Annotated in this window: 20 protein-coding genes; 10 read left to right on the forward strand and 10 right to left on the reverse strand. The window is 63.6% G+C overall.

From position 1 onward, the window contains the following. Nucleotides 1-148: 148 nt before the first annotated feature. Nucleotides 149-922, reverse strand: a complete 774-nt coding sequence (locus tag ACLFLU_RS40250) for a ferredoxin--NADP reductase (RefSeq protein WP_426410159.1) — start codon at nt 920-922, stop codon at nt 149-151. On the opposite strand from ACLFLU_RS40250, the gene ACLFLU_RS40255 reads away from it, so the two are divergent. Beyond that, the gene (locus ACLFLU_RS40255) at nt 921-1,073 is read left to right on the forward strand and encodes a hypothetical protein (protein ID WP_426410160.1); all 153 of its coding nucleotides are present in this window, start codon (nt 921-923) and stop codon (nt 1,071-1,073) included. The genes ACLFLU_RS40250 and ACLFLU_RS40255 overlap by 2 nt on opposite strands. 235 nt (nt 1,074-1,308) lie before the next feature. Then, nucleotides 1,309-2,115, forward strand: coding sequence for an ATP-grasp domain-containing protein (locus ACLFLU_RS40260; RefSeq protein ID WP_426410161.1), 807 nt, complete (start codon nt 1,309-1,311; stop codon nt 2,113-2,115). 161 nt (nt 2,116-2,276) lie between these two features. Here ACLFLU_RS40260 and ACLFLU_RS40265 read toward each other — a convergent pair whose 3' ends face one another. Further along, nucleotides 2,277-3,197 carry an amino acid ABC transporter substrate-binding protein gene (locus tag ACLFLU_RS40265; protein ID WP_426410162.1) on the reverse strand — a complete coding sequence of 307 codons (921 nt, stop codon included), beginning with the start codon at nt 3,195-3,197 and terminating at the stop codon, nt 2,277-2,279. A gap of 12 nt (nt 3,198-3,209) precedes the next feature. Beyond that, nucleotides 3,210-4,505 (reverse strand): dicarboxylate/amino acid:cation symporter, encoded by a 1,296-nt coding sequence (locus tag ACLFLU_RS40270; RefSeq protein WP_426410163.1) that lies wholly within the window; start codon nt 4,503-4,505, stop codon nt 3,210-3,212. 211 nt (nt 4,506-4,716) lie between these two features. On the opposite strand from ACLFLU_RS40270, the gene ACLFLU_RS40275 reads away from it, so the two are divergent. The 5 genes from ACLFLU_RS40275 (at nt 4,717) to ACLFLU_RS40295 (ending at nt 10,088) form a co-directional block, all read left to right on the forward strand. Next, nucleotides 4,717-5,718: an NADP-dependent oxidoreductase gene (locus ACLFLU_RS40275; RefSeq protein ID WP_426410164.1), complete on the forward strand. Its 1,002-nt coding sequence runs from the start codon at nt 4,717-4,719 to the stop codon at nt 5,716-5,718. A 241-nt stretch (nt 5,719-5,959) separates the two neighbouring features. Beyond that, nucleotides 5,960-6,793, forward strand: coding sequence for a cysteine rich repeat-containing protein (locus ACLFLU_RS40280; RefSeq protein ID WP_426410165.1), 834 nt, complete (start codon nt 5,960-5,962; stop codon nt 6,791-6,793). Nucleotides 6,794-6,918: 125 nt separating this feature from the next. Further along, nucleotides 6,919-7,134 (forward strand): hypothetical protein, encoded by a 216-nt coding sequence (locus ACLFLU_RS40285; protein WP_426410166.1) that lies wholly within the window; start codon nt 6,919-6,921, stop codon nt 7,132-7,134. A gap of 189 nt (nt 7,135-7,323) precedes the next feature. Next, the gene (locus tag ACLFLU_RS40290; RefSeq protein ID WP_426410167.1) at nt 7,324-8,478 is read left to right on the forward strand and encodes an FAD-dependent monooxygenase; all 1,155 of its coding nucleotides are present in this window, start codon (nt 7,324-7,326) and stop codon (nt 8,476-8,478) included. Next, a complete protein-coding gene (locus tag ACLFLU_RS40295; protein WP_426410168.1) occupies nt 8,475-10,088 on the forward strand; it encodes a benzoate-CoA ligase family protein in 1,614 nt (537 codons plus the stop codon). Before ACLFLU_RS40290 ends, ACLFLU_RS40295 begins: the two co-directional genes overlap by 4 nt. A 228-nt stretch (nt 10,089-10,316) precedes the next feature. On the opposite strand, the gene ACLFLU_RS40300 is transcribed toward ACLFLU_RS40295, so the two are convergent. Together ACLFLU_RS40300 and maiA are read right to left on the reverse strand one after the other, a co-directional pair. Continuing rightward, the gene (locus tag ACLFLU_RS40300; protein WP_426410169.1) at nt 10,317-10,829 is read right to left on the reverse strand and encodes a MarR family winged helix-turn-helix transcriptional regulator; all 513 of its coding nucleotides are present in this window, start codon (nt 10,827-10,829) and stop codon (nt 10,317-10,319) included. Next, nucleotides 10,819-11,451, reverse strand: a complete 633-nt coding sequence (maiA, locus tag ACLFLU_RS40305) for a maleylacetoacetate isomerase (RefSeq protein ID WP_426410170.1) — start codon at nt 11,449-11,451, stop codon at nt 10,819-10,821. Before maiA ends, ACLFLU_RS40300 begins: the two co-directional genes overlap by 11 nt. A gap of 199 nt (nt 11,452-11,650) precedes the next feature. On the opposite strand from maiA, the gene gtdA reads away from it, so the two are divergent. Beyond that, the gene (gene gtdA / locus ACLFLU_RS40310; protein ID WP_426410171.1) at nt 11,651-12,691 is read left to right on the forward strand and encodes a gentisate 1,2-dioxygenase; all 1,041 of its coding nucleotides are present in this window, start codon (nt 11,651-11,653) and stop codon (nt 12,689-12,691) included. Between the two features lie 109 nt (nt 12,692-12,800). On the opposite strand, the gene ACLFLU_RS40315 is transcribed toward gtdA, so the two are convergent. From ACLFLU_RS40315 to ACLFLU_RS40330, 4 genes are all read right to left on the reverse strand, one after another. Beyond that, nucleotides 12,801-13,622, reverse strand: coding sequence for an ABC transporter permease (locus tag ACLFLU_RS40315; protein WP_426410172.1), 822 nt, complete (start codon nt 13,620-13,622; stop codon nt 12,801-12,803). Next, nucleotides 13,615-14,388 (reverse strand): ABC transporter ATP-binding protein, encoded by a 774-nt coding sequence (locus tag ACLFLU_RS40320; RefSeq protein WP_426410173.1) that lies wholly within the window; start codon nt 14,386-14,388, stop codon nt 13,615-13,617. The genes ACLFLU_RS40315 and ACLFLU_RS40320 overlap by 8 nt, the downstream gene beginning before the upstream one ends. Before the next feature lie 102 nt (nt 14,389-14,490). Then, complete coding sequence (locus ACLFLU_RS40325) at nt 14,491-15,495, reverse strand: ABC transporter substrate-binding protein (protein ID WP_426410174.1); 1,005 nt, start codon at nt 15,493-15,495, stop codon at nt 14,491-14,493. A gap of 33 nt (nt 15,496-15,528) precedes the next feature. Further along, nucleotides 15,529-16,893, reverse strand: coding sequence for an FAD-dependent oxidoreductase (locus ACLFLU_RS40330; protein WP_426410175.1), 1,365 nt, complete (start codon nt 16,891-16,893; stop codon nt 15,529-15,531). Nucleotides 16,894-17,006: 113 nt separating this feature from the next. On the opposite strand from ACLFLU_RS40330, the gene ACLFLU_RS40335 reads away from it, so the two are divergent. Continuing rightward, nucleotides 17,007-17,891, forward strand: coding sequence for a LysR family transcriptional regulator (locus ACLFLU_RS40335; RefSeq protein ID WP_426410176.1), 885 nt, complete (start codon nt 17,007-17,009; stop codon nt 17,889-17,891). 96 nt (nt 17,892-17,987) lie between these two features. Here ACLFLU_RS40335 and ACLFLU_RS40340 read toward each other — a convergent pair whose 3' ends face one another. Further along, nucleotides 17,988-18,791, reverse strand: coding sequence for an enoyl-CoA hydratase-related protein (locus ACLFLU_RS40340; protein WP_426410177.1), 804 nt, complete (start codon nt 18,789-18,791; stop codon nt 17,988-17,990). 159 nt (nt 18,792-18,950) lie between these two features. Between ACLFLU_RS40340 and ACLFLU_RS40345 the strand changes: the two genes are divergently transcribed. Next, nucleotides 18,951-19,925, forward strand: a complete 975-nt coding sequence (locus tag ACLFLU_RS40345) for a ketopantoate reductase family protein (RefSeq protein WP_426410178.1) — start codon at nt 18,951-18,953, stop codon at nt 19,923-19,925. Nucleotides 19,926-19,994 lie beyond the last annotated feature (69 nt).

The raw sequence follows: 19,994 nt of genomic DNA on the forward strand, positions 1-19,994 counted from the left end.
GCGAGATTTTGCCGCGAGCTTATAACAGCGCGCGAGCGAGGGAGGCCAATAACAAAGTCGGGGGAGGATGGTGGGGGAAAACGAGCGGAAGCGAAATGCCAGCAACACCGCTGGTGTCGTCCCGGCGAAGGCCGGGACGACAGGAAAACTACCGCTCGACGAACGCCTTCTCGATCACGAAATGGCCGGGCCTGTTGCCGGAGCCCTCGACGAAGTCGCGGCTCTCGAACATCACCTTCAGCTCTTCGAGCATCGCCGGGCTGCCACACATCATGATGCGGTCGGTTGCGATGTCGAGCGGGCCCTGGCCGATGTCGTTGAAGATCTGCTCGGAGCTGATGAGATCGGTGATGCGGCCGCGGTTGCGGAACGGCTCGCGGGTCACGGTCGGATAGTAGATCAGCTTGTCCGCGAGCAGCTCACCGAACAGCTCGTCCTCGCGCAAACTCGCGACCAGCTTCTCGCCATAGGCGAGCTCGGAGACCTGGCGGCAGCCGTGGACCAGCACGATGCTCTCGAACTGGTCGTAGACCTCGGGGTCCTTGATCAGGCTGGCGAACGGCGCAAGTCCGGTGCCTGTCGAAAGCAGCATCAGCCGCTTGCCGGGGATGAGGTTGTCGGTGATCAGTGTGCCGGTCGCCTTGCGGCCGACCAGGATGGTGTCGCCTTCCTTGATCTTCTGGAGGCGCGAGGTCAGCGGACCGTCCTGCACCTTGATCGAAAAGAACTCGAGCTCTTCCTCGTGGTTGGCGCTGGCCATGCTGTAGGCGCGCAGCAGCGGACGGCCATCGACCTCGAGGCCGATCATCGCGAACTGGCCATTCTGGAAGCGGAAGCCGGTATCACGCGTGGCGCGGAAGCTGAACAGCGTGTCGGTCCAGTGCTGGACGGAAAGAACCTTCTCTCGGTAAAACGCGCTCATGATTTTCGATATTCCGAATAATTGCGGTTTTAGGGCAAAAGCGCTGCCCAGCCCTGAAAACGGGGCGGACACCATTGCCATGGCGGAGGATTTCGCGTGTGTGATCTACGCCATTACGACCAATAATCAACCTCGTTCCGGATACAATTGATGCCGGTCAAAGCGGCATTTGCGGCGGAAATGGCCCCATCATTAACGGTTCTGCTGTCCGGGGCCCGCAAAGGGCAATTTCTTTTCCCCTTCGGGCGCAATTGCAGCACTTAATTTCCATCCTGCTCGCGAGAATTTCATTAAGAATAGCTCTGACTTTCACCCCGGTTTGGCGTCGCTTCCCGCATTTTTGCGGCTTTTGGCGACAGGAACGATCAGGACAAGCGACTGAACACATGGCGGCGAGCGGCGAGCGGATCTTCGTCCAGGCGATCAGGAGCTATGGCGCGCGCCATGGCATCGACGTCGATGTCCGCGCCGGCGGCTGGCTGATCGCAATGCGTCGTGGCGAGATGCGCCGCTTCGCCTTCGGCTACGACGTCGGCCTCAACAGCGCGATCGCACATCGCCTCGCCAACGACAAATCGGCGACCGCCGAGGCGCTGTCGCTTGCAGGCGTGCCCTGCATTCCGCATCACCTCTTCCTCAACCCGAAGCTTGGCAGGAACGTTGTCGGCGCCGACTGGCGAGAGGCTATGCTTGGGCTGCTTCACGACAATCCGCAGGGCGTGGTGGTGAAGCCCAACGAGGGCACGTCAGGACGATCGGTCTTCAGGGTCGCGACAGAGACAGAGCTCGACCACGCGGCTGACGAAGTCTTTTCGATGAGCACAGGGCTCGTGATCTCGCCTTATGTCGAGATCGAGGACGAGGTCCGTGTGATCCTGCTCGATGATGTGCCCCGCGTCGTCTACAGCAAGCAGCGTGGCTCGGATTGGCGGCACAATCTCGACGCCGGCGCAAAGCCGGTGCTGCTGGAGGACGGCGAGACTCTTGCGGCCTGCGTGAGGCTCGCGATCGACGCCGCGAGCGCGATCAGCATCGCCTTTGCATCAATTGACGTGGTGCGCGTCGATGGCGCGTGGCGCGTGCTGGAAATCAATTCCGGCGTGATGATGGAAGCGCTGGCGAAGCTGCATCCGGAGCTCGTGCAGGCGACGTATGATGCGGCGCTGGATCGGGTGTTTGGGGAAGAACACTGAGTGCTGATCTATGACCGTCACCCTGAGGTGGCCGCTTCTTCAGCGGCCCTCGAAGGGCGACGGCCCCTGCTAGCTCGGCCGTTCATCCTTCGAGGCTTGCTCAGCGATGCACATGCACCGCCGAGCGCGCACCTCAGGATGACGGAGACAGACGACCGCCACTAATTATTCGCGCTGGCGGAATCGTCCATCGCCTTGAAGGCTTCTTCCAGCTGCAGCGAGAGCGGCACGTTCATTCGCTCGCCGGTCGGCATTCGTGCGATGAACCATTTGTTGTAGAGCGGCACGAGGTCGTGGTTGGAACCGAGCTTGCGGAAAGTACGATCGACCACGGCTGACAATTGCGGCTCACCCTTGCGGAACATGATGCCGTAGGGGTCGTAGGACAGATAGTCGCCGGTGACGCGAAACTTGTCCTGCGACTTGTGGCGGACGATCAGGCCCGAGAGCAGAATATCGTCGGTCGCGAACGCGTCGGCCTTGCCGTCGACAAGCATCTGGTACGACTGCTCGTGATCGGCGCCGACGAGAATCTTCAATCCCAGCGACGACTTCTTGTCGGCCGCCTGGATCGCCTGCTCGTTGGTGGTGCCTTTCGTCACCACGATGGTCTTGCCCTTCAGATCGGTCAGAGACTGGACGCTGGATGCCTTCGGCACCATCAGCTTGGTGCCGGCGACGAACATCAGCGGCGAGAAGGCGACACGCTTGCCGCGCTCCGAATTGGCCGTGGTCGAGCCGCATTCCAGATCAATCTTGTTCTGGAGCACGGCGTCGATGCGGTCGTCCGAGGTGACCTTGACGTAATCGATCTTCAGATCGGGGTCATCCACCTCGACGCCGATCTCCTCGACGATGGCCTCGCAGAGTTCGAGGCTGTAGCCGATTGGACGATTGGCCTGGTCGAGGAAGGAGAACGGCGGCGAGCTTTCGCGGTAGCCGAGCCGCACCGTGTGCGCATTCTTGATGGCGAGCAGCGTCGGGCTAAGCCCTTCGCTGCCGCCGGTCTGGGCGGAGGCGCCCGTTGCCAGCAGACATGCTGCCAGCAACAGCCCACCGGAAATCGCCGTCAAAGGGCGCATGCCGCACTCCCGTCAGTGGCCGGCCATCACGGGCACTTCGCCCGGCACCATGTCGCCGGGCACAGCGTCGTCCGGTCCCATCGCATGCTCGGGTCCGAGCTCGCCTTCCCACTTCGCCACGACAGAGGTTGCCAGCGTGTTGCCGATCACGTTGGTGGCGCTGCGGCCCATGTCGAGGAAGGTGTCGATGCCCATGATCATCAACAGACCCGCCTCGGGAATGTTGAACTGCGACAACGTCGAGGCAATCACGACGAGGGAGGCGCGCGGCACGCCGGCGACGCCCTTCGAGGTAATCATCAGCGTAGCCAGCATCGCGAGCTGCGTGCCGAGCGGCATGTCGATGTGATAGCTCTGCGCGATGAAGATGCTCGCGAAGGTGCAGTACATCATCGTGCCGTCGAGGTTGAAGGAATAGCCGAGCGGCAGCACGAAGCTCGAGATCCGCGACGAGGCGCCGAACTTGTTCAGTCCTTCCAGCGTCTTCGGATAGGCCGCTTCAGAGCTCGCGGTCGAGAACGCGATCATCAGGGGCTCGCGGATCAGCCTGAGCAGATGGCTGTAGCGCGGCCCGATCACGATGAAGCCGACAATCACCAGAATGCCCCAGAGGAGGAAGAGCGAGAGATAGAAGCCGCCCATGAACACGATGAGCTTCCAGAGCACCAGCAGGCCGTTCTTGGCGACGGTCGCGGTGATGGCGGCCCACACCGCGAACGGCGCGAACAGCATCACATAGCTCGTCACCTTCAGCATGATGTGGCCGAGATCATCGATCAGCGACAGGATCTGCTTCGAGCGTTCCGGCAGCGCACCCATCGCCACCGAGAAGAACACGGCGAAGATCACGATCTGAAGGATCTCGTTCTGCGCCATCGCGTCCGCGATCGAGGTCGGGATCAGATGGGTCAGGAATTTCTCGATCGAGAAGGCGGAGACCGGCAGGCCGGTCGACTGCGCCTTGTCGGGCAGTGTGCCCGGGAAGTTGGCGCCGGGCTGGAGCAGGTTGACCATGACGAGGCCCAGCATCAGCGAGACGAAGGAGGCGCTGACGAACCAGCCCATGGTCTTGGCGAAGATGCGGCCGAGCTTGGCGCCCGAGCCCATGTGGGCGATGCCGCCGACCAGGGTCGCAAACACCAGCGGCGCGATGATCATCTTGATCAGGCGCAGAAAGATCACGGCGATCAGGTTGATGGACGAGGCCCAGTCACCCCGCGTATCGGGCAGGAAATTGTAGATCGCCGAGCCCATGATGATGCCGAGCACCATCGCCGCCAGAATGTATTGCGTAAACCTGTTCGACATTGAATACCCCCAACGACACCGGCTGTTTCATGATGTCGCAGATATGACAGCGACGCAACACGCTTTGCGTGCGGTTGCCTGAGCCCGATGTTCCCGTTGCGAAACTGAACGCGACGATCTAGCCTTCATGCAGCGCACAACGAACGCGGCTTGCTCGTTTTGTTTGCGGCGACTGCATCAATAATCGTCAAACAATATGAGAGGAAACGCCATGACCGGAAGCGTCAATCGCCAGATTCTTCTGGTGGAAAAGCCCAGCGGCAAGCTCGGTCCCGAGCACTTCAAGATGGTCGAGAGCGCACTGCCGGAACCGAAGGATGGCGAGGCCTTGCTGCGCGTGCGTTACATCTCGCTCGACGCGGCCAACCGCGCCTGGATGCACGGCGCGACTTATCGTTCAGCCGTGGAGGCGAACAGCGTGATGGCCGGCGGCGCCATTGCCGAGGTCATCAGCTCGAAAGCGCCGGAGCTTGCTCCGGGCGACATCGTGTTCGGCGACACCGGCTGGCAGGAGTTTGCCGCAGTGCCCGCAAAGCATTTGACGAAAATGCCGAAGCTCGAGCCGATGACGCATCTGCTCAGTGTGTTCGGCATTGCTGGCCTCACCGCTTATTTCGGCCTGCTCGAGGTCGGCAAGCCCAAGGAAGGCGAGACGGTCGTGGTGTCGGCAGCCGCCGGCTCGGTCGGCTCGATCGTCGGACAGATCGCCAAGATCAAGGGATGCCGGGTGATCGGCATCGCCGGCGGCGCGGACAAATGCCACTGGCTGACCTCCGAGCTCGGCTTCGATGCCGCCGTCGACTACAAGGACGGCGCGACGTTCAAGGCGCTGCGCGCGGCAGCACCAAAGGGCATCGACGTCTACTTTGACAATGTCGGCGGCGACATCCTCGAAGCCTGCCTGCCGCAGATGAACAATTACGGCCGCATCGCCTGCTGCGGTGCGATCTCGCAATATGACGGAGCGCCGTCGGCGCACGGCCCGCGCGGCGTGCCCGGCCTGATCGTGGTGAAGCGGCTCGTGATGCAGGGCTTCATCGTGATGGACTACATGAAGGAGAGCCAGCGCGCGCTCGCCGAGCTCCAGGCCTGGGTGAGGTCCGGCAAGCTGAAGGTGCAGGAAGACATCATCGACGGATTGCAGAACACGCCGAAGGCGCTGATCGGACTGCTCGCCGGCGACAACCGCGGCAAGCGCATGGTCAAGCTGTGACGACGTATTGTTTGAGCATGATCTCCGCGCAAACGCGTTCCGCGTTTGTCGCGAGGGAAAACCGCTGCACACTTTTCCGGATCATGCTCTAAGTTACGTCGCAATTCCGAAGATACTATCTACTTGCGGTAGTGGCCAAAGCGGCCAAAGATACCGCGCGCGAGGCATTGCTCGCGACGATTGCGTTTGCATCACATTTAAAAAATCGTCGGCGTCGCCGACAGGGCAGGAATTCACCCAGATGTTCAACACGTTGAAACATGTTTCGACGCGAAAGGCGTTGCTCGCCGCAGCCCTCTTCGCAACTGCAACAAGCGCGTTCGCGCAAGCGCCGACCGAGGCTCAGAAGAGCGCCATCCGATCCGCATGCCGCTCGGACTTCATGGCGCACTGCGCGAGCGTCACGCCGGGCGGCGTGGAGGCCTATCAATGTCTCCAGAGCCACATGTCGAGCCTGTCGTCGGGATGCCAGACCGCGGTTCGGGCCGTTGAGCCGGCGGCCAAGACCGAACCAAAGACCGAAGCTGCACCGCCGAAATCCGAACCGGCCAAATCCGAACCGGCGAAGACGGAAGCTGCGCCCGCTGCCGAGCCTGCGGCGAAGCCGGCCGCCACCGCTGCTCCGAAGGCCGCCGCGCCAAAGCGGCCGAGCAGCGCGCAGGTTGCCGCGGTGAAGAGCGCCTGCCGCTCAGACTATCCGAAGGTCTGCGCCAGCGTTCCGCCCGGCGGCGCGCCCGCTCTCGAATGTCTGGAGAAGAACAAGGCGAAGGTGTCGGCGGCCTGCGCGAAGGCTGTGAGCGCAGCCTCGGCTGGTGGTGCGGCAGCTGCTGCGCCTGCAGGCGCTGCACCGGCTGCTGCGGAAGCGCCGGCCGCAGCACCCGCCGTGATCGCGCTGCGGCCGCTGCGCCCGCGCGAAGAACTGTTCATCGTCCGATCCGCCTGCGGCGCCGACATCCGCTCGCTGTGCGCCGGCGTAGCGCCGGGAGGCGGTCGCATCGTACAATGCATCGCGAGCAATGCCGCATCGCTCTCGCCCGCGTGCAAGGACGTGCTGGCGCCGTTCGCGGCACGATAGGACGAGGCGAGCAAGGGTGCGCATCGATAATATTTGGCGACGCGCGTAGATGAATTTTCGCGCGCCTGTGCCGACAAACCTTTGTTGATAGCCGTTTTCGATCACGACAAGACCGGGAGGACAATATGCGTTCATTGCTGCTCATCGCTTCTGCGCTTCTCGCCTTCGGCGCGACCATGACTTTCGAAACCACCGATGCCAATGCGGTGGTATGCGCCCGCGGTGTCTATCGCGCCGGCTGCGCCGGACCGAACGCGGCCGTCGTCGTCCGCAAGCCGGTTCCGGTGGTCCGCTGTACCAGGGTGCTGGTGAACGGGGTCTACGTGAAGCGCTGCGTCTGACGCCCGGGTGGCCAATCCGGCGCGCTTTGGCTATGGTCCGCACCTGACGGTTTCGGGTACACGCGAAACGAGTGCCCGCGGCCGAGCTGCGGCTGATCGCGCCTGCCGATAATTCCGCTGGCGTGGGAAGCTGCAGCCGATTAGTCTACCCTGAGATAGTAAGTATACTGTCAATTAGGGAGGCAGAATTTGCGAATCGCCGTGATTGGCGGGGGGCCCGGTGGGCTCTACTTCGCCTATCTCTGGAAAAAGCGTCACCCCGAGGATCAAGTCGACCTGTTCGAACAGAACCCGGCCGACGCGACCTGGGGCTTTGGCGTCGTGTTCTCCGACCAGGCCCTGGAGTTCCTGCGCGCCGACGACCCCGAGACGGTCGATGCGATCGCGCCGCATATGGAGAGCTGGGAGAACATCACACTGAACCACGGTAGCGACAGCGTCGCCATCGACGGCGTCGGCTTCTCCTCGATCGGTCGGCTGGAGCTCCTGCAGTTCCTGCAGCAGCGCGCGCTCGATGCCGGCGTCACGGCGCGCTTCGACACCCAGATCCAGACGATCGACCAGCTCAACGGCCACGATCTGATCGTCGCCTCCGACGGCTTGAATTCGCTGGTGCGCCGCACCTACGAGGGCGATTTCGGCACCTCGCTGTCTTACTCGTCCAACAAATTCGTCTGGTACGGCACCTCGAAGCGCTTCGACACGCTGTCGCAGACCTTTGTGAAGACCGACCGCGGCGCGTTCAATGCGCACCATTATCGCTACTCGCCGAACATGAGCACCTTCCTGGTCGAGTGCGACTACGCGACCTGGCAGGCCTATGGCTTCGCCTACAAGGACGTCGAGCAGTCCAAGGGCGTCTGCGAGGAGGTATTTTCCGACATACTCGGCGGCCACTGCCTGGTCTCCAACAAATCGGTCTGGCGCAATTTTCCCTGGGTCTGGAACGAGCACTGGTCGTTCAAGAACATGGTGCTGATTGGCGATGCGCTGCACTCGGCGCATTTCTCGATCGGCTCGGGCACGCGGCTCGCGATCGAGGATGCGATTGCGCTGGTCAAGGCGCTGGAATCGGATGCGCATCTGACGACCGCGCTGCAGCGCTACCAGGCCGCCCGCAAGCCGGTGGTACAGAAGCTCGTCGACGCCGCGCGCACCAGCGCCTTCTGGTACGAGCACTTTGCCCAGCACATGCAGCTCGACCTGATGGATTTCGCCTATAGCTACATCACCCGCTCCGGCCGCATCGACGATGCACGCCTGCGTCACATGTCGCCAGCCTTCATGGCACGCTACGAGGCCGCGAAGAACGGCGAAGACGCGGACGGCGAGGCTACGGCATGAGCAACGAGATACGCGACCAGGTGCCCGCGGACAGCGCGGGCGCCCTCGAGATCGGCTTTGCCGTTCCGCAAGTCTACAACGCCAGCCGCGTGCTGTTCGACAATCTCGCCAAAGGCCGTAGCGACAAGCTCGCACTGATTGGCCCGGCGGGCACGCGAACCTATGCCGAACTCTGTGCCGAGGCTTGCCGCTGGGGCAACGGCTTTGCATCGCTCGGCCTGAAGCGCGGCGACCGCGTGCTGCTGTTCCTCGACGACACGCCGGCCTATCCCGCAGCCTTCTTCGGCGCGGTGCGCGCCGGCTTCGTCCCGCTGCTGATCAACACGCTGACACCGCCGGACCTGCTGCAATTCTATCTCGCCGATTCCGGCGCGGCCGTTGCCGTAGCGGATGCCGAGTTTTGCGCGCGTTTCAACACCGAGGCCTGCAAGGACACGGAACTGCACGTGCTCATCGCCGTCAATGGCGATGTCGGCGATCACGCGGTGCCGAAGGCGATGGCTGCCGCGGACTGGCTTTCGCAATTCTCGGCCGAGCTGCCCGAAGCGCCGACGCATCGCAACGAGATGGCGTTCTGGATGTACTCCTCCGGCTCGACCGGCCGGCCCAAGGGCATCGTGCACCTCCAGCACGACATGGCCTATAGCGAGGTCGCCTTTGCACGGAACGTGCTGAAGCTGGCGCCGGACGACATCTGCTTCTCCGTGCCGAAGATTTTCTTCGCCTACGGCTTTGGCAATTCCGTCACCTTCCCGTTCTCCGCGGGCGCCGCAACTTTACTTCTGCCGGGACAGCCGAAGCCGGCATCGATCTTTGCCGCGATCGAGCAGTACAGGCCGACGGTCTTCTTCGGTCTGCCGACGCTTTACACGTCGCTGACCAAGGCCGAGGGTGCGAACAAGACGAACTTCTCGTCGCTGCGCATGGCGCTCTCGGCAGCCGAAGTGCTCTCGGCCGATGTCTTCAACGGCTGGAAGACGCTCACGGGCCTCGAGATCGTTGAAGGTCTCGGCTCGACCGAGGTGCTGCACATCTACCTCTCCAACCGCCCCGAGCAGAAGAAGCTCGGCGCGGCGGGCTTGCGCGTTCCAGGCTACGAGGTCGCGCTACGCGACAAGGAGGGGCGCGACGTCGGCGACAACGAGGAAGGCATTTTGTGGGTGCGCGGCGATTCCAACACGCCGCTGTACTGGAACCGGCCGGACAAATCCGCCGAGACCATCCGCGAGGAGGGGTGGATCTACACCGGCGATCGCTTCGTTCGCGACAGCGACGGTTTTCACTTCTTCCGCGGCCGCGCCGACGATCTCATCAAGATCTCGGGCCAGTGGGTCTACCCGCTCGAGGTCGAGCTGTGCCTCGCCGACCACCCCGAGATTCGCGAATGCGCCGTGTTCGCGGCCGAACTGCCGGACCGGCGCATGACGCTGAAGGCGGTGGTGGTGATGAACAACCGCGCCACCGACCAGAACGAAACAACGCGGCGGCTGCAGGACTACGTCAAGGGCAAGCTGCTGCCCTACAAATATCCGCGCGAGGTGATCTTTATCGACGAGCTGCCGAAGACGGGCACGGGGAAGATCGATCGGCAGGCGTTATTGCGGATGTAGCTGTCGGATGTAGCCACTGGCGCAGCCACGCTCACGATGTCGTCCCGGCCTAGTGCGCGATTGCGCACGGGGGGCCGGGACCCATACGCCGCAGCAGCGGTTGTCGTACGAGATGGTCGTTGCCTGTCTTCGGCAAATTTCTGCTACGGCGTATGGGTCCCGGATCTGCGCTTCGCTTGTCCGGGACGACAGCGGAGTTTTTAGCTCCCACATTGGCAAATCACCCCCTCACCCCGCCTTCCCCAAATGCTCCAGCGCATCCTCCGCCCGCAGCGGCACCCGTGACGCCTCGTTGTTGAGATCGACGAGCTGCACCATCAGCCCCATCAGCGCCTTGCGCTCGGTGGGCTTGAGCGGCTCCAGCATGCGCGCCTGCGCGCGTTCGACCGCGGGGATGATCTCGCGCAGGATCGCGGCGCCCGGCTTGGTCAGATAGAGCAGCTTGATCCGCTTGTCCTCCGGCGCAGGCTTGCGCTCGACAAAATCCTTGGCCTGGAGCCGTTCGATCACGCTGCCAAGCGTGGAGCGGTCGAAGGCGATCACCGCGGACAGCCGCGTCGCGTCGATGCCGGGATGGGTGTGGATCGCGACCAGCGCCGCATACTGCACCGGGGTCAGATCGAACGCCTTGCACTCCTCCATGAAGATCGAGATCGCGATCTGCTGCATGCGCCGGAACAGATAGCCCGGCGCGGCATAGACCGCGTCCATCGTGATCGGAGGAAGAGGCTTACTCGGCATCGGGCTGCTTCTCCGGAGCGGCATTGGCGAAGGCGAGCAACGCCTTGGCGGCGGCTTCGGCCTTGAGCAGGCGCGGATAGGCCGCGACATCGACGCCGAAGCGGCGCGCATTGGCAAGCTGCGGCACCAGGCAGAGATCGGCCAAGGTCGGCGCATCGCCGAAGCAGAACGGCCCCTTCTCGTCCCTGATCAGCGTCTCGCAGGCCGACAGTCCTTCGCGATTGACCCAGGCGGCCCATTCCTGGACTTTCTCTTCGGGCAATCCAAGCTCACGCAGCCGGGCCAGCACTTTCAGATTCTGAACCGGGTGAGTGTCGCAGGCGATCGCCAGCGCGAACGCCCGCACCTTGGCGCGCTGCAGCGTATCCTTCGGCAACAGCGGCGGATTGGGATGGGTCTCGTCGAGCCATTCGATGATCGCGACCGACTGGGTCAGCACCGCGCCCGCATCATCCTCCAGCGCCGGCACCAGACCCTGCGGGTTGATGGCGAGATAGGCCGGCGCGCATTGTTCGCCCTTGCGAAGATGATGCGGCAAGTGCTCGGCACCGAGGCCCTTCAGATTCAACGCGATGCGCACGCGGTAGGCGGCGCTGGATCGGAAATAGCCGTGCAGCTTCATCAGAACCCTCCCTGTCTGTCATTCCGGGGCTCGCGAAGCGAGAGCCCGAAATCCATACGCCCGGTCGTGGTTACGGATTCCGGGCTCGACGCTGGCGCGTCGCCCCGGAATGACAACGACCTTGTATGTCGTTCGTCAAGTTGACGCTACCTAGACTGTCAGTATACTGTCAATCAACAACACCTATGGGAGGTGCGCCATGGAAGCCGTGACCAAGACGCCGGAACGCGAGGCGTTCTACAAGAAGATCGACGGCGAGAATCTCACTGCGCTGTGGACGGTGATGAGCGATTTGATCACACCGGAGCCGAAGAGCGCCTGCCGGCCGCACCTTTGGAAGTTCGAAGTCATCCGCGACTACATGCGTGAGGCCGGCAAGCTGATCACGGCCAAGGAAGCCGAGCGGCGGGTGCTGGTGCTGGAGAATCCGGGCCTGCGCGGCCAGTCCAAGATCACGACATCGCTTTATGCCGGCGTACAGATGGTGGTGCCCGGCGACGTCGCGCCCGCGCACCGGCACAGCCAGTCGGCGCTGCGCTTCGTGCTTGAAGGCAAGGGCGCCCATACCGCAGTCGACGGCGAGCGCACCGCGATGGAGCCCGGCGATTTCATCATCACGCCGTCGATGACATGGCACGATCATTCCAATGAGACCGATGAGCCGATGTTCTGGCTCGACGGCCTCGATATTCCGCTCGTGCAATTCTTCGATTGCTCGTTTGCGGAAGGCTCCAAGGAAGACCAGCAGAAGCTTACAAAGCCCGCCGGTGACAGCTTTGCGCGCTACGGCCACAACCTGCTGCCGGTCGATGTGAAGCGGTCATCGAAGACTTCGCCGATCTTCAGCTACCCCTATGCCTACACCCGCGAGGCGCTGGAGAAAGCCAGGACGAGCCAGGAGTGGGACGCCTGCCACGGGCTGAAGCTGAAATTCAGCAACCCCGAGACCGGCGATTTCGCGATGCCGACCATCGGGACGTTCATCCAGTTGCTGCCCAAGGGGTTCAAGACCGCACGCTACCGCGCGACCGATGCGACCGTGTTCTGCCCGATCGAAGGCCGGGGCCGCAGCCGCATTGGCGATGCGGTTTTCGAGTGGGGCCCGCGCGATCTGTTCGTGGTGCCGAGCTGGCAATGGGTAATGCACGAGGCGGATGAGGACGCCGTGCTGTTCAGCTTCTCGGACCGGCCGGTGCAGCAGAAGCTGGATCTGTTTCGCGAGGATCGCGGGAACGCGTGAGTTTCATAGGGTGGGTTAGCGAAGCGTAACCCACCTCTTCTTGCTCCGCGGAGACAAACAGTGGTGGGTTACGCTGCGCTAACCCACCCTACGGCTGCGGTGATTGTGGCTACCGCCAGTGCAACAGCCGCGTCTCCAGCAGATTAATCACCTTCCCCACGACCAATCCGAACACCGACAGGATCACCACGCCCGCGAGCAGCTGATCGGTCTGCATCAGATTGCCGGCCTGGAGCACGAAGGCGCCGATGCCGTATTGGGCGCCGATCATCTCGGCGCTGACGACGAGCAGCAGTGCGACGGAGGCCGTGATGCGGAAGCCGGCGAGGATCGCGGGCAGCGCGCCCGGCCAGACAACCTTGCGCACAATGGTGGCGAAGGGAACGTTAAAACTCTGCGCCATGCGGATGAGATTGCGCGGCACCGCATCGACGCCGCTATAGACCGAGATCGCGGTCGAGAAGAACACGCCGAGCGCAATGGTCGCGATCTTCGGCTCTTCGCCGATGCCGAGCCAGAGGATGAGCAGCGGCAGCAGCGCGATCTTCGGGATCGGAAACAGCGCCGAGATGAAGGTGATGCCGACGCTGCGCGCCAGCCGCGACAGGCCAATGGCGAAGCCGACCGCAACGCCGGCCGTTGTTCCAAGTACCCAGCCGACGCCGATACGCAGGATCGAAGCAGAGAGATGCTGCCAGAGCGCGCCCGACATCGCGAGCTCATAGATCGCCCGCACGATGGCCGACGGTGCCGGCAGGAACAGCGGATTGACGAGGCCGGTACTCCCCGCCGCCTGCCAGATGGCGATGACCAGCGCGAGCGCGATCCAGCCGCCGAAGCGGCTGCTGGCGGGCACGAAGCCGGCGCCACGGAAGCGGACGCGCCGCGTCGTATCGTCCTTGGCCGATATGTCCGTCGCGCGATCAAGCATGCTGCACCTCGCGCTCGGCATCGATCGCCTCGTTGCGGATCAGCGACCAGATCTGGTTCTGAAGCGCCAGCAGCTTTTCGCGCGCAGCGGTTTCGCCGCGCTCAGTGCGCGTCATAGGCACGGTCACGACCTCGCGGATGCGGCCGGGCCGCCGCGACAGCACCACGATGCGGTCGGCAAGCCGCGCCGCCTCTTCGAGATTATGCGTGACATAGACCGCGCCCATGCCGCCATCGGCGAGCAGGCGGACGAAATCCTCCATCAGCAGCTCGCGCGTCTGCGAATCCAATGCCGACAGCGGCTCGTCCATCAGCAAGATCGCGGGCCTGACTGCAAGCGCGCGCGAAATGCCGACGCGCTGGCGCATGCCCCCGGAGAGCTGTTTTGGATAGGTCTTGCGAAAATCGGTCAGCCCGGTGCGGCGCAGCGCGTCGTCGACCAGCGCGCGACGTTGCACGGCCGAGAGCTGGGTGTGCAGTAACGGGAATTCGACGTTCTCCTCCACCGTCGCCCAGGGCAGCAATGCAAAATCCTGGAACACGAAGGTCAACGGATTGAGACTGTCCGCCGGCGGCGCGCCGCGCAGCTCGGGTGCGCCGGATGTCGGCTGCAGCAGTCCGCCAAGGATCGACAGCAGCGTGCTCTTGCCACAGCCGGAGGGACCGACGATCGCCACCACCTCGCCAGCACCCACCGTGAACGAGATGTCTTCGAGCACGGCGAGATCGCCGAAGCGATGGGAGATGTGGTTGGCGATCAGGTCCATCTCATGCTCTCATTCTCGAACCGTCATCCTGAGGTGCGAGCATTGCGGAAGACCGCAAGTCGAGCACCTCAGGATAACGGAGATGGAGGGGTGCGCGCCGCATCAATCCGCCTTCACAAAATCCTTGGCGATGATCGTATTGGCATCAAAGCCCTTGTCGGCAAAGCCCTGCTCCTGGAGCCATTTGATCTGGTTGTCGACGTTCTTGACGTCGAGCTTGCCGTCCGGATCGATATAGGCGCAGTTGCCGACCACCTGCTCGACCGGCAAATTGGTGTACTTTGCGATGATCTCCAGCAACGGCTTTGTCTTGTCGTTGATCGGAGCGACGCCATCCTTCATCGAAGCCAGGATGACGTCGTGATATTCGCGATCGGCCTTGGCGAGCACATCGAGAAATTTCGTCACCAGCACCTTGTTGGTCAGCGTCTTCGGCGAGGCGAACACCGCGCCCAATTGCCAGGGCGTCTCGTCACCGACCCAACCCAGGAACTTTGCGCCGCCTTCGTCCATCAGCTTTCGCGCGGTGGAGATCGGCAGCAGCGCCGCATCGACGGTCTCGCCCTTCAGCGCCGCAGCTGCATTCGACAATGATTGCAGCGGCACGATCTTCACCTCAGAGAGCTTGAAGCCGTATTTGTCGGCGAGCAGGCCAAGCGAATAATGGAAGCTCGATCCAACCTGAGTCATCGCGATGCGCTTGCCCGCGAGGTCCTTCGGCGTCTTGAGGCCGGCAGCGTAGGCGTTGTTGCTTGCGAAATAGCCGATCAGGGGATAGCCGGCCTTTTCGCGGCTCATGCCGCCGATCACCTTCAGCACGCCCTTGCCGGCGAGATTGTAGAGGCCGGCGGTGAAAGCCGTGACGCCGAAATCGACATCGCCCGAGGTCGTGGCGACCGCGATCGGCTGCGCCGCATCGAAGAACTTCAGCTCGACGTCGAGGCCGGCCTCGCGGAAATAGCCCTTGTCCTGCGCGATGAAGACCGGCGCGGAGGACGACAGGCGGAGCACACCGACCTTGGCCTTCAGCACATCCTCGGCCCGGGCCGTGCCCATCGCCATCATAGCCAAAAGGCTAATAGCCGCGACCCGCGCAATCCCGATCATCCCGCTTCCTCCAATGTTTCTTCTTGCAGTCCGTTACAGGCCCTTTGGCACGGGTTGATCCCGCCCGACGAAGGCGCCCTGTTGTTTCAACGTTTCCTGCAATTTTTCAATGGGGATTTCGCGTGGGATGCGGTTTCCGGAGAGCGCCAATGCCGCGGCGGAACCGGCCGCCTCCCCCATCACGAAACAGGCCCCGGACACCCGCGCCGCCGACTGGCCCTCATGGGTCATCGAGGCGCAACGGCCGGCAACCAGGAGATTGTCGACGCCTTCGGGCACCAGCATCCGGTAGGGCAGCTCGTTATAGCCGCGCGATTCCGGGATCGGCGGGAATGTGAAGATGACGTCGCCGGCAACGTGGGCCTCGATCGGCCAGCCATTGACACCGATGGAATCCTCGAATGAGGCACATCCGAGCACGTCCTCGCCGCTGAGCTGGTAGCCCCCCCTGATGCGACGGGTCTCGCGGATGCCGAGCTGCGGCGGCAAATCGACGATGTAGGACTTTTCAAAGCCGGGCACGGTGCGCAGGAATTCGAACGCGGCGAGTGCCTGCTTGCGGCCCTCGATCTCGCCGCGGGTGAGATCGTCGGGCTCGACGCCATTGATGGCGTGGCCATCCTCGCGCGCGACTTGGGTGAAATTCACCCGCCATTCGATGCCGGATTTTTGCGGCCGTACGATCGCGCTCTTGCGCGGGAATTTGTGCGTGCCGGCGGCGGTGGCCTCTTCCATCAATTGCGGGATGGTCCGCCAGGCATCGCCCGCCCGTGCGGGATCGATGCCGTTGAGGCGGAGCATCATCGACGGGTACATCGGATGGCCGTGTTCATCGCCAATGTCGAACGGCGCGCCGGCCCAGACCGCGAGATCGCCGTCGCCGGAGCAATCGATGAAGATCTCCGATCGTACCGCCTGCCGGCCCGCCTTGGTCTCGACCATCAGCGCGTCGATGCGGCGGTTATCGCCCATCACGACGCCGGCACCGAGCGCATGGAAGAGGATGTGGACCTTGTGGCTCGCCAGCAATTCATCGGCTGCGATCTTGTAGGCCGCGGTGTCATAGGCCTGGGCAAAGACCTTGCCGAGGATCAGATGTGGCGCGTTCAGGCCATTCAGGTGATCGATCCGCGCCAGCAGGTCGGACGCCATCCCCTGCACCAGCCGGACGGCCTCGCCGTAGACGTTGCCATGCAGGCCGCAGAAATTGGTGACGCCTGCCGCGGTGCCCATGCCGCCGAGAAAGCCATAGCGCTCGATCAGGAGTGTTTTCCGGCCGGCGCGCGCGGCGGACGCCGCTGCCACGATGCCGGCGGGGCCGCCGCCGAGCACGACGACCTCGTATTCGCCGTAGAGCGGCACCTGGCGCGCTGGTTCTTCGATCGTCGTAGCCCGCATGGCGCGTCCTATCCCTGAAAATCCTTGCTTGGGCCGGACTATGAATTAACGCGAGCAAGGCTACAATCCACCAATATACGCGATCAGCTTTCTCGAATCGAGAAAGGTCAAAAATGGACATCCTGGTAAACCTTCAGGCGTTCCTCGCTACAGCAGACGCGGCCGGCTTCTCCGCCGCCGCGCGAAAACTCGGTGTCTCCACCTCGGTCGTGGCAAAACGCGTCACGCAGCTGGAGGCACGGATCGGCACGCCGCTTTTTCACCGCTCGACCCGGCAGTTGCGGCTGACCGAGGCCGGCCAGCGCTATGTGCATCGCGCCCGCGGCGTCGTCACCGACGCCACCGATCTGCTCTCGCGCATGGGCGAGAAGGGCCACGATCTCGTCGATCACCTCCGCATCAAGGCACCGACCTCGCTGACGGTGGCGCGGCTTGCCGACGCCTTCAGCACCTTTCAGACCCAGAACCCGCGTCTGAAGCTCGAGATCGTGCTGATCGATCGTCCGGTCGATCCGGTGACCGAGGGATTCGACATTGCCATCGGCGCTTTCCCGCACTCCTTCGGTGGCGTCGTCGACGAGCCGTTGTGCGCGCTGAAGCGGCTGCTCTGCGCCTCACCGGCCTATTTGAAGAAGCACGGCATGCCAAAGCATCCGCGCGACCTCGTCGAGCATCGCTGCCTCAGCTTCCTGCCAACCGGCCCGGAATGGATCTTTGACGGACCGCGCGGCCGCATCAGCATTCAGGTCAGCCCGCTGCTCTCGTCCAACGAAGGACATGTCCTGGCGCGCAGCGCGATCGCCGGCAACGGCATCGCGCTGATGTCGCATTATCTCGTCGCAGATGCCCTGCGCGACGGCACGCTGAAGCCGGTGTTGCGCGACTTTCCGATTCCGGAATTATGGGTCAAGGCCGCGATCCCCGAGCGGCGGCGCAATGCCGCGGCAGTGCAGGCGCTGCTGACCCTGCTGAAAACGTCGCTCGCCTCGTCGCTGTAGAGGGCGCCAAGCGTGCGGTGTCGTAGCCCGCATGGAGCGCAGCAGAATGCGGAGATACGCTGCGCTCCATCCGGGCTACATTCACAACATCTGCGGTCAGCCCTTCCCGCCGCCCCAATTCGCCGCCCGCTTCTCCGCGAACGACGCCAGCCCCTCCGCCGCCTCCGCGCTCTGGCGCTTGAGCGAATGCAGCTCCACCAGCCGCGTGTACGCCGCATCGTCCACGGCCATCCCGCCGAAGGAGCTCTCCAGCGCCAGCCGCTTGGTTTCGGCCATGGCCTCCGGACCGTTGGCGAGCAACTGCTCGACCACCTTGCTGCCTGCGGCTTCGAGATCGGCGAGTGGCACGACGTCATGGACGAGGCCGATGCGGCGGGCGTCTTCGGCGCCGAAGCGTTCGCCGGTCAGTGCGTAACGGCGGACTTGCCGTACACTAATGGCGTCGCAGAGCTGGGGGATGATGATGGCGGCGGTCAGGCCCCAGCGCACCTCCGTGATGGAGAACAGGGCGTTGTCGGCGGCAATCACGACATCGCAAGCCGAAATCACGCCGGTGCCGCCGCCAAAGCAGCCGCCCTGTACCAGCGCGACGGTCGGTATCGGCAGCGTATTGAGCCGCTGGACGGCCTCGAACGTCGCCCTGGACGCCGCTTCGTTGGCCTCTTTCGATTGCGGCCGCACGCCGTTGATCCATTTGAGGTCGGCGCCGGCCTGGAAATGCTTGCCATTGCCTTTGAGCACGACAACGCGGAGGTTGGGCTTCTTGCCGAGCTCGTCCATGGCCGCGAGCACGCCGGCGATCAGGGCGCCGTCATAGGCGTTGTTGACCTCCGGGCGGTTGAGCGTGACGGTCGCAACCCCACGCTCGTCGAGGGTCCACAGGACGGGGTTGGCAGTCATCGGCGATCCTCCGGTCAGATTGATTGCCGCGCACTATGGACGAGGCGATGGACCCCGATCCATATCTTTCCGGCGTGGGGCGGTCGCGCCCATCGCATGGCGGCTTGTGTCATGCTGTCGCCGGGCGACGACCAAAGGGATCAGGGACGGGACATATCTATGCGCATCTGCATTTTCGGCTCGGGTGCCGTCGGAAGCCATCTCGCGGTCAGGCTCGCGCGCGCCGGCCACGAGGTCTCATGCGTGATGCGCAGCGCCCATTTAGAGGCGGTGCGCGCCAACGGCCTGAAGCTGCGCGTCGGCGATTCCGAGGTCTCGGCCAAGGTGAACGCCTCGGGCGATCCGGCCCAGCTCGGCCCGCAGGATGTGGTGATCTCGACGCTGAAGGCCACGGCGCTGACCGGACTGGTCTCCAGCATCAAGCCGCTGCTCCAGGACGACACCGCCATCGTGTTCGCCCAGAACGGCATTCCCTGGTGGTACGGTATCGGCCTGCCGCCGCGACACCCGACGCCGCCGGACATTTCCTTCCTCGATCCCGGCGGGCGCTTGCGCGCCTGCATCCCGAAGGAGCGGATCATCGGCGGGGTGATCTTCTCCTCCAATGAGGTGACCGCGCCCGGCGTGGTGCAGAATCTGACGCCGGACCGCAACCGCCTCCTGATCGGCGAATGCGACGACCGCAATTGCGAGCGCATCACCAAGCTGCGGGGTGTGTTCAACGACGCACGGCTGGAATCGCCGCCGGTGGCCGAGATCCGCGAGGCGATCTGGTCAAAGCTGCTGACCAATATGTCGCTGTCGGTGCTGTGTCTGCTCACCGGCCAGACCGCGCGCGGCGTGCGCGACGATCCCGCCTTCGCCGAAGTCATTCCGCGCATGCTGACCGAGGCCAACGATATCGCCCAGCACTTCATCCCCGAGGTCAAGCGCGTGACGCGCAGCGGCCCCGCGCCTAACCACAAGCCGTCGCTGCTGCAGGATTACGAACTCGGCCGCGCCATGGAGATCGATGTGCTGGTGAAGGCCCCCGCCGCCTTCGCCCGCACCGCCGGCCTGTCGACGCCGACGCTCGACCTGATCGCGGCGCTGGCGATCCAGAAGGCGCGCGACAAGGGGCTGTATTCGGCGTGAAGCGCGTGCGCTTCACGTTATCTTTTGGAGCATGATCTTTTCGGAAAACCGCTGCGCACTTTTCCGGAT

This window comes from Bradyrhizobium ganzhouense (assembly GCF_049949285.1).
GTDB classification, from domain to species: domain Bacteria; phylum Pseudomonadota; class Alphaproteobacteria; order Rhizobiales; family Xanthobacteraceae; genus Bradyrhizobium; species Bradyrhizobium ganzhouense.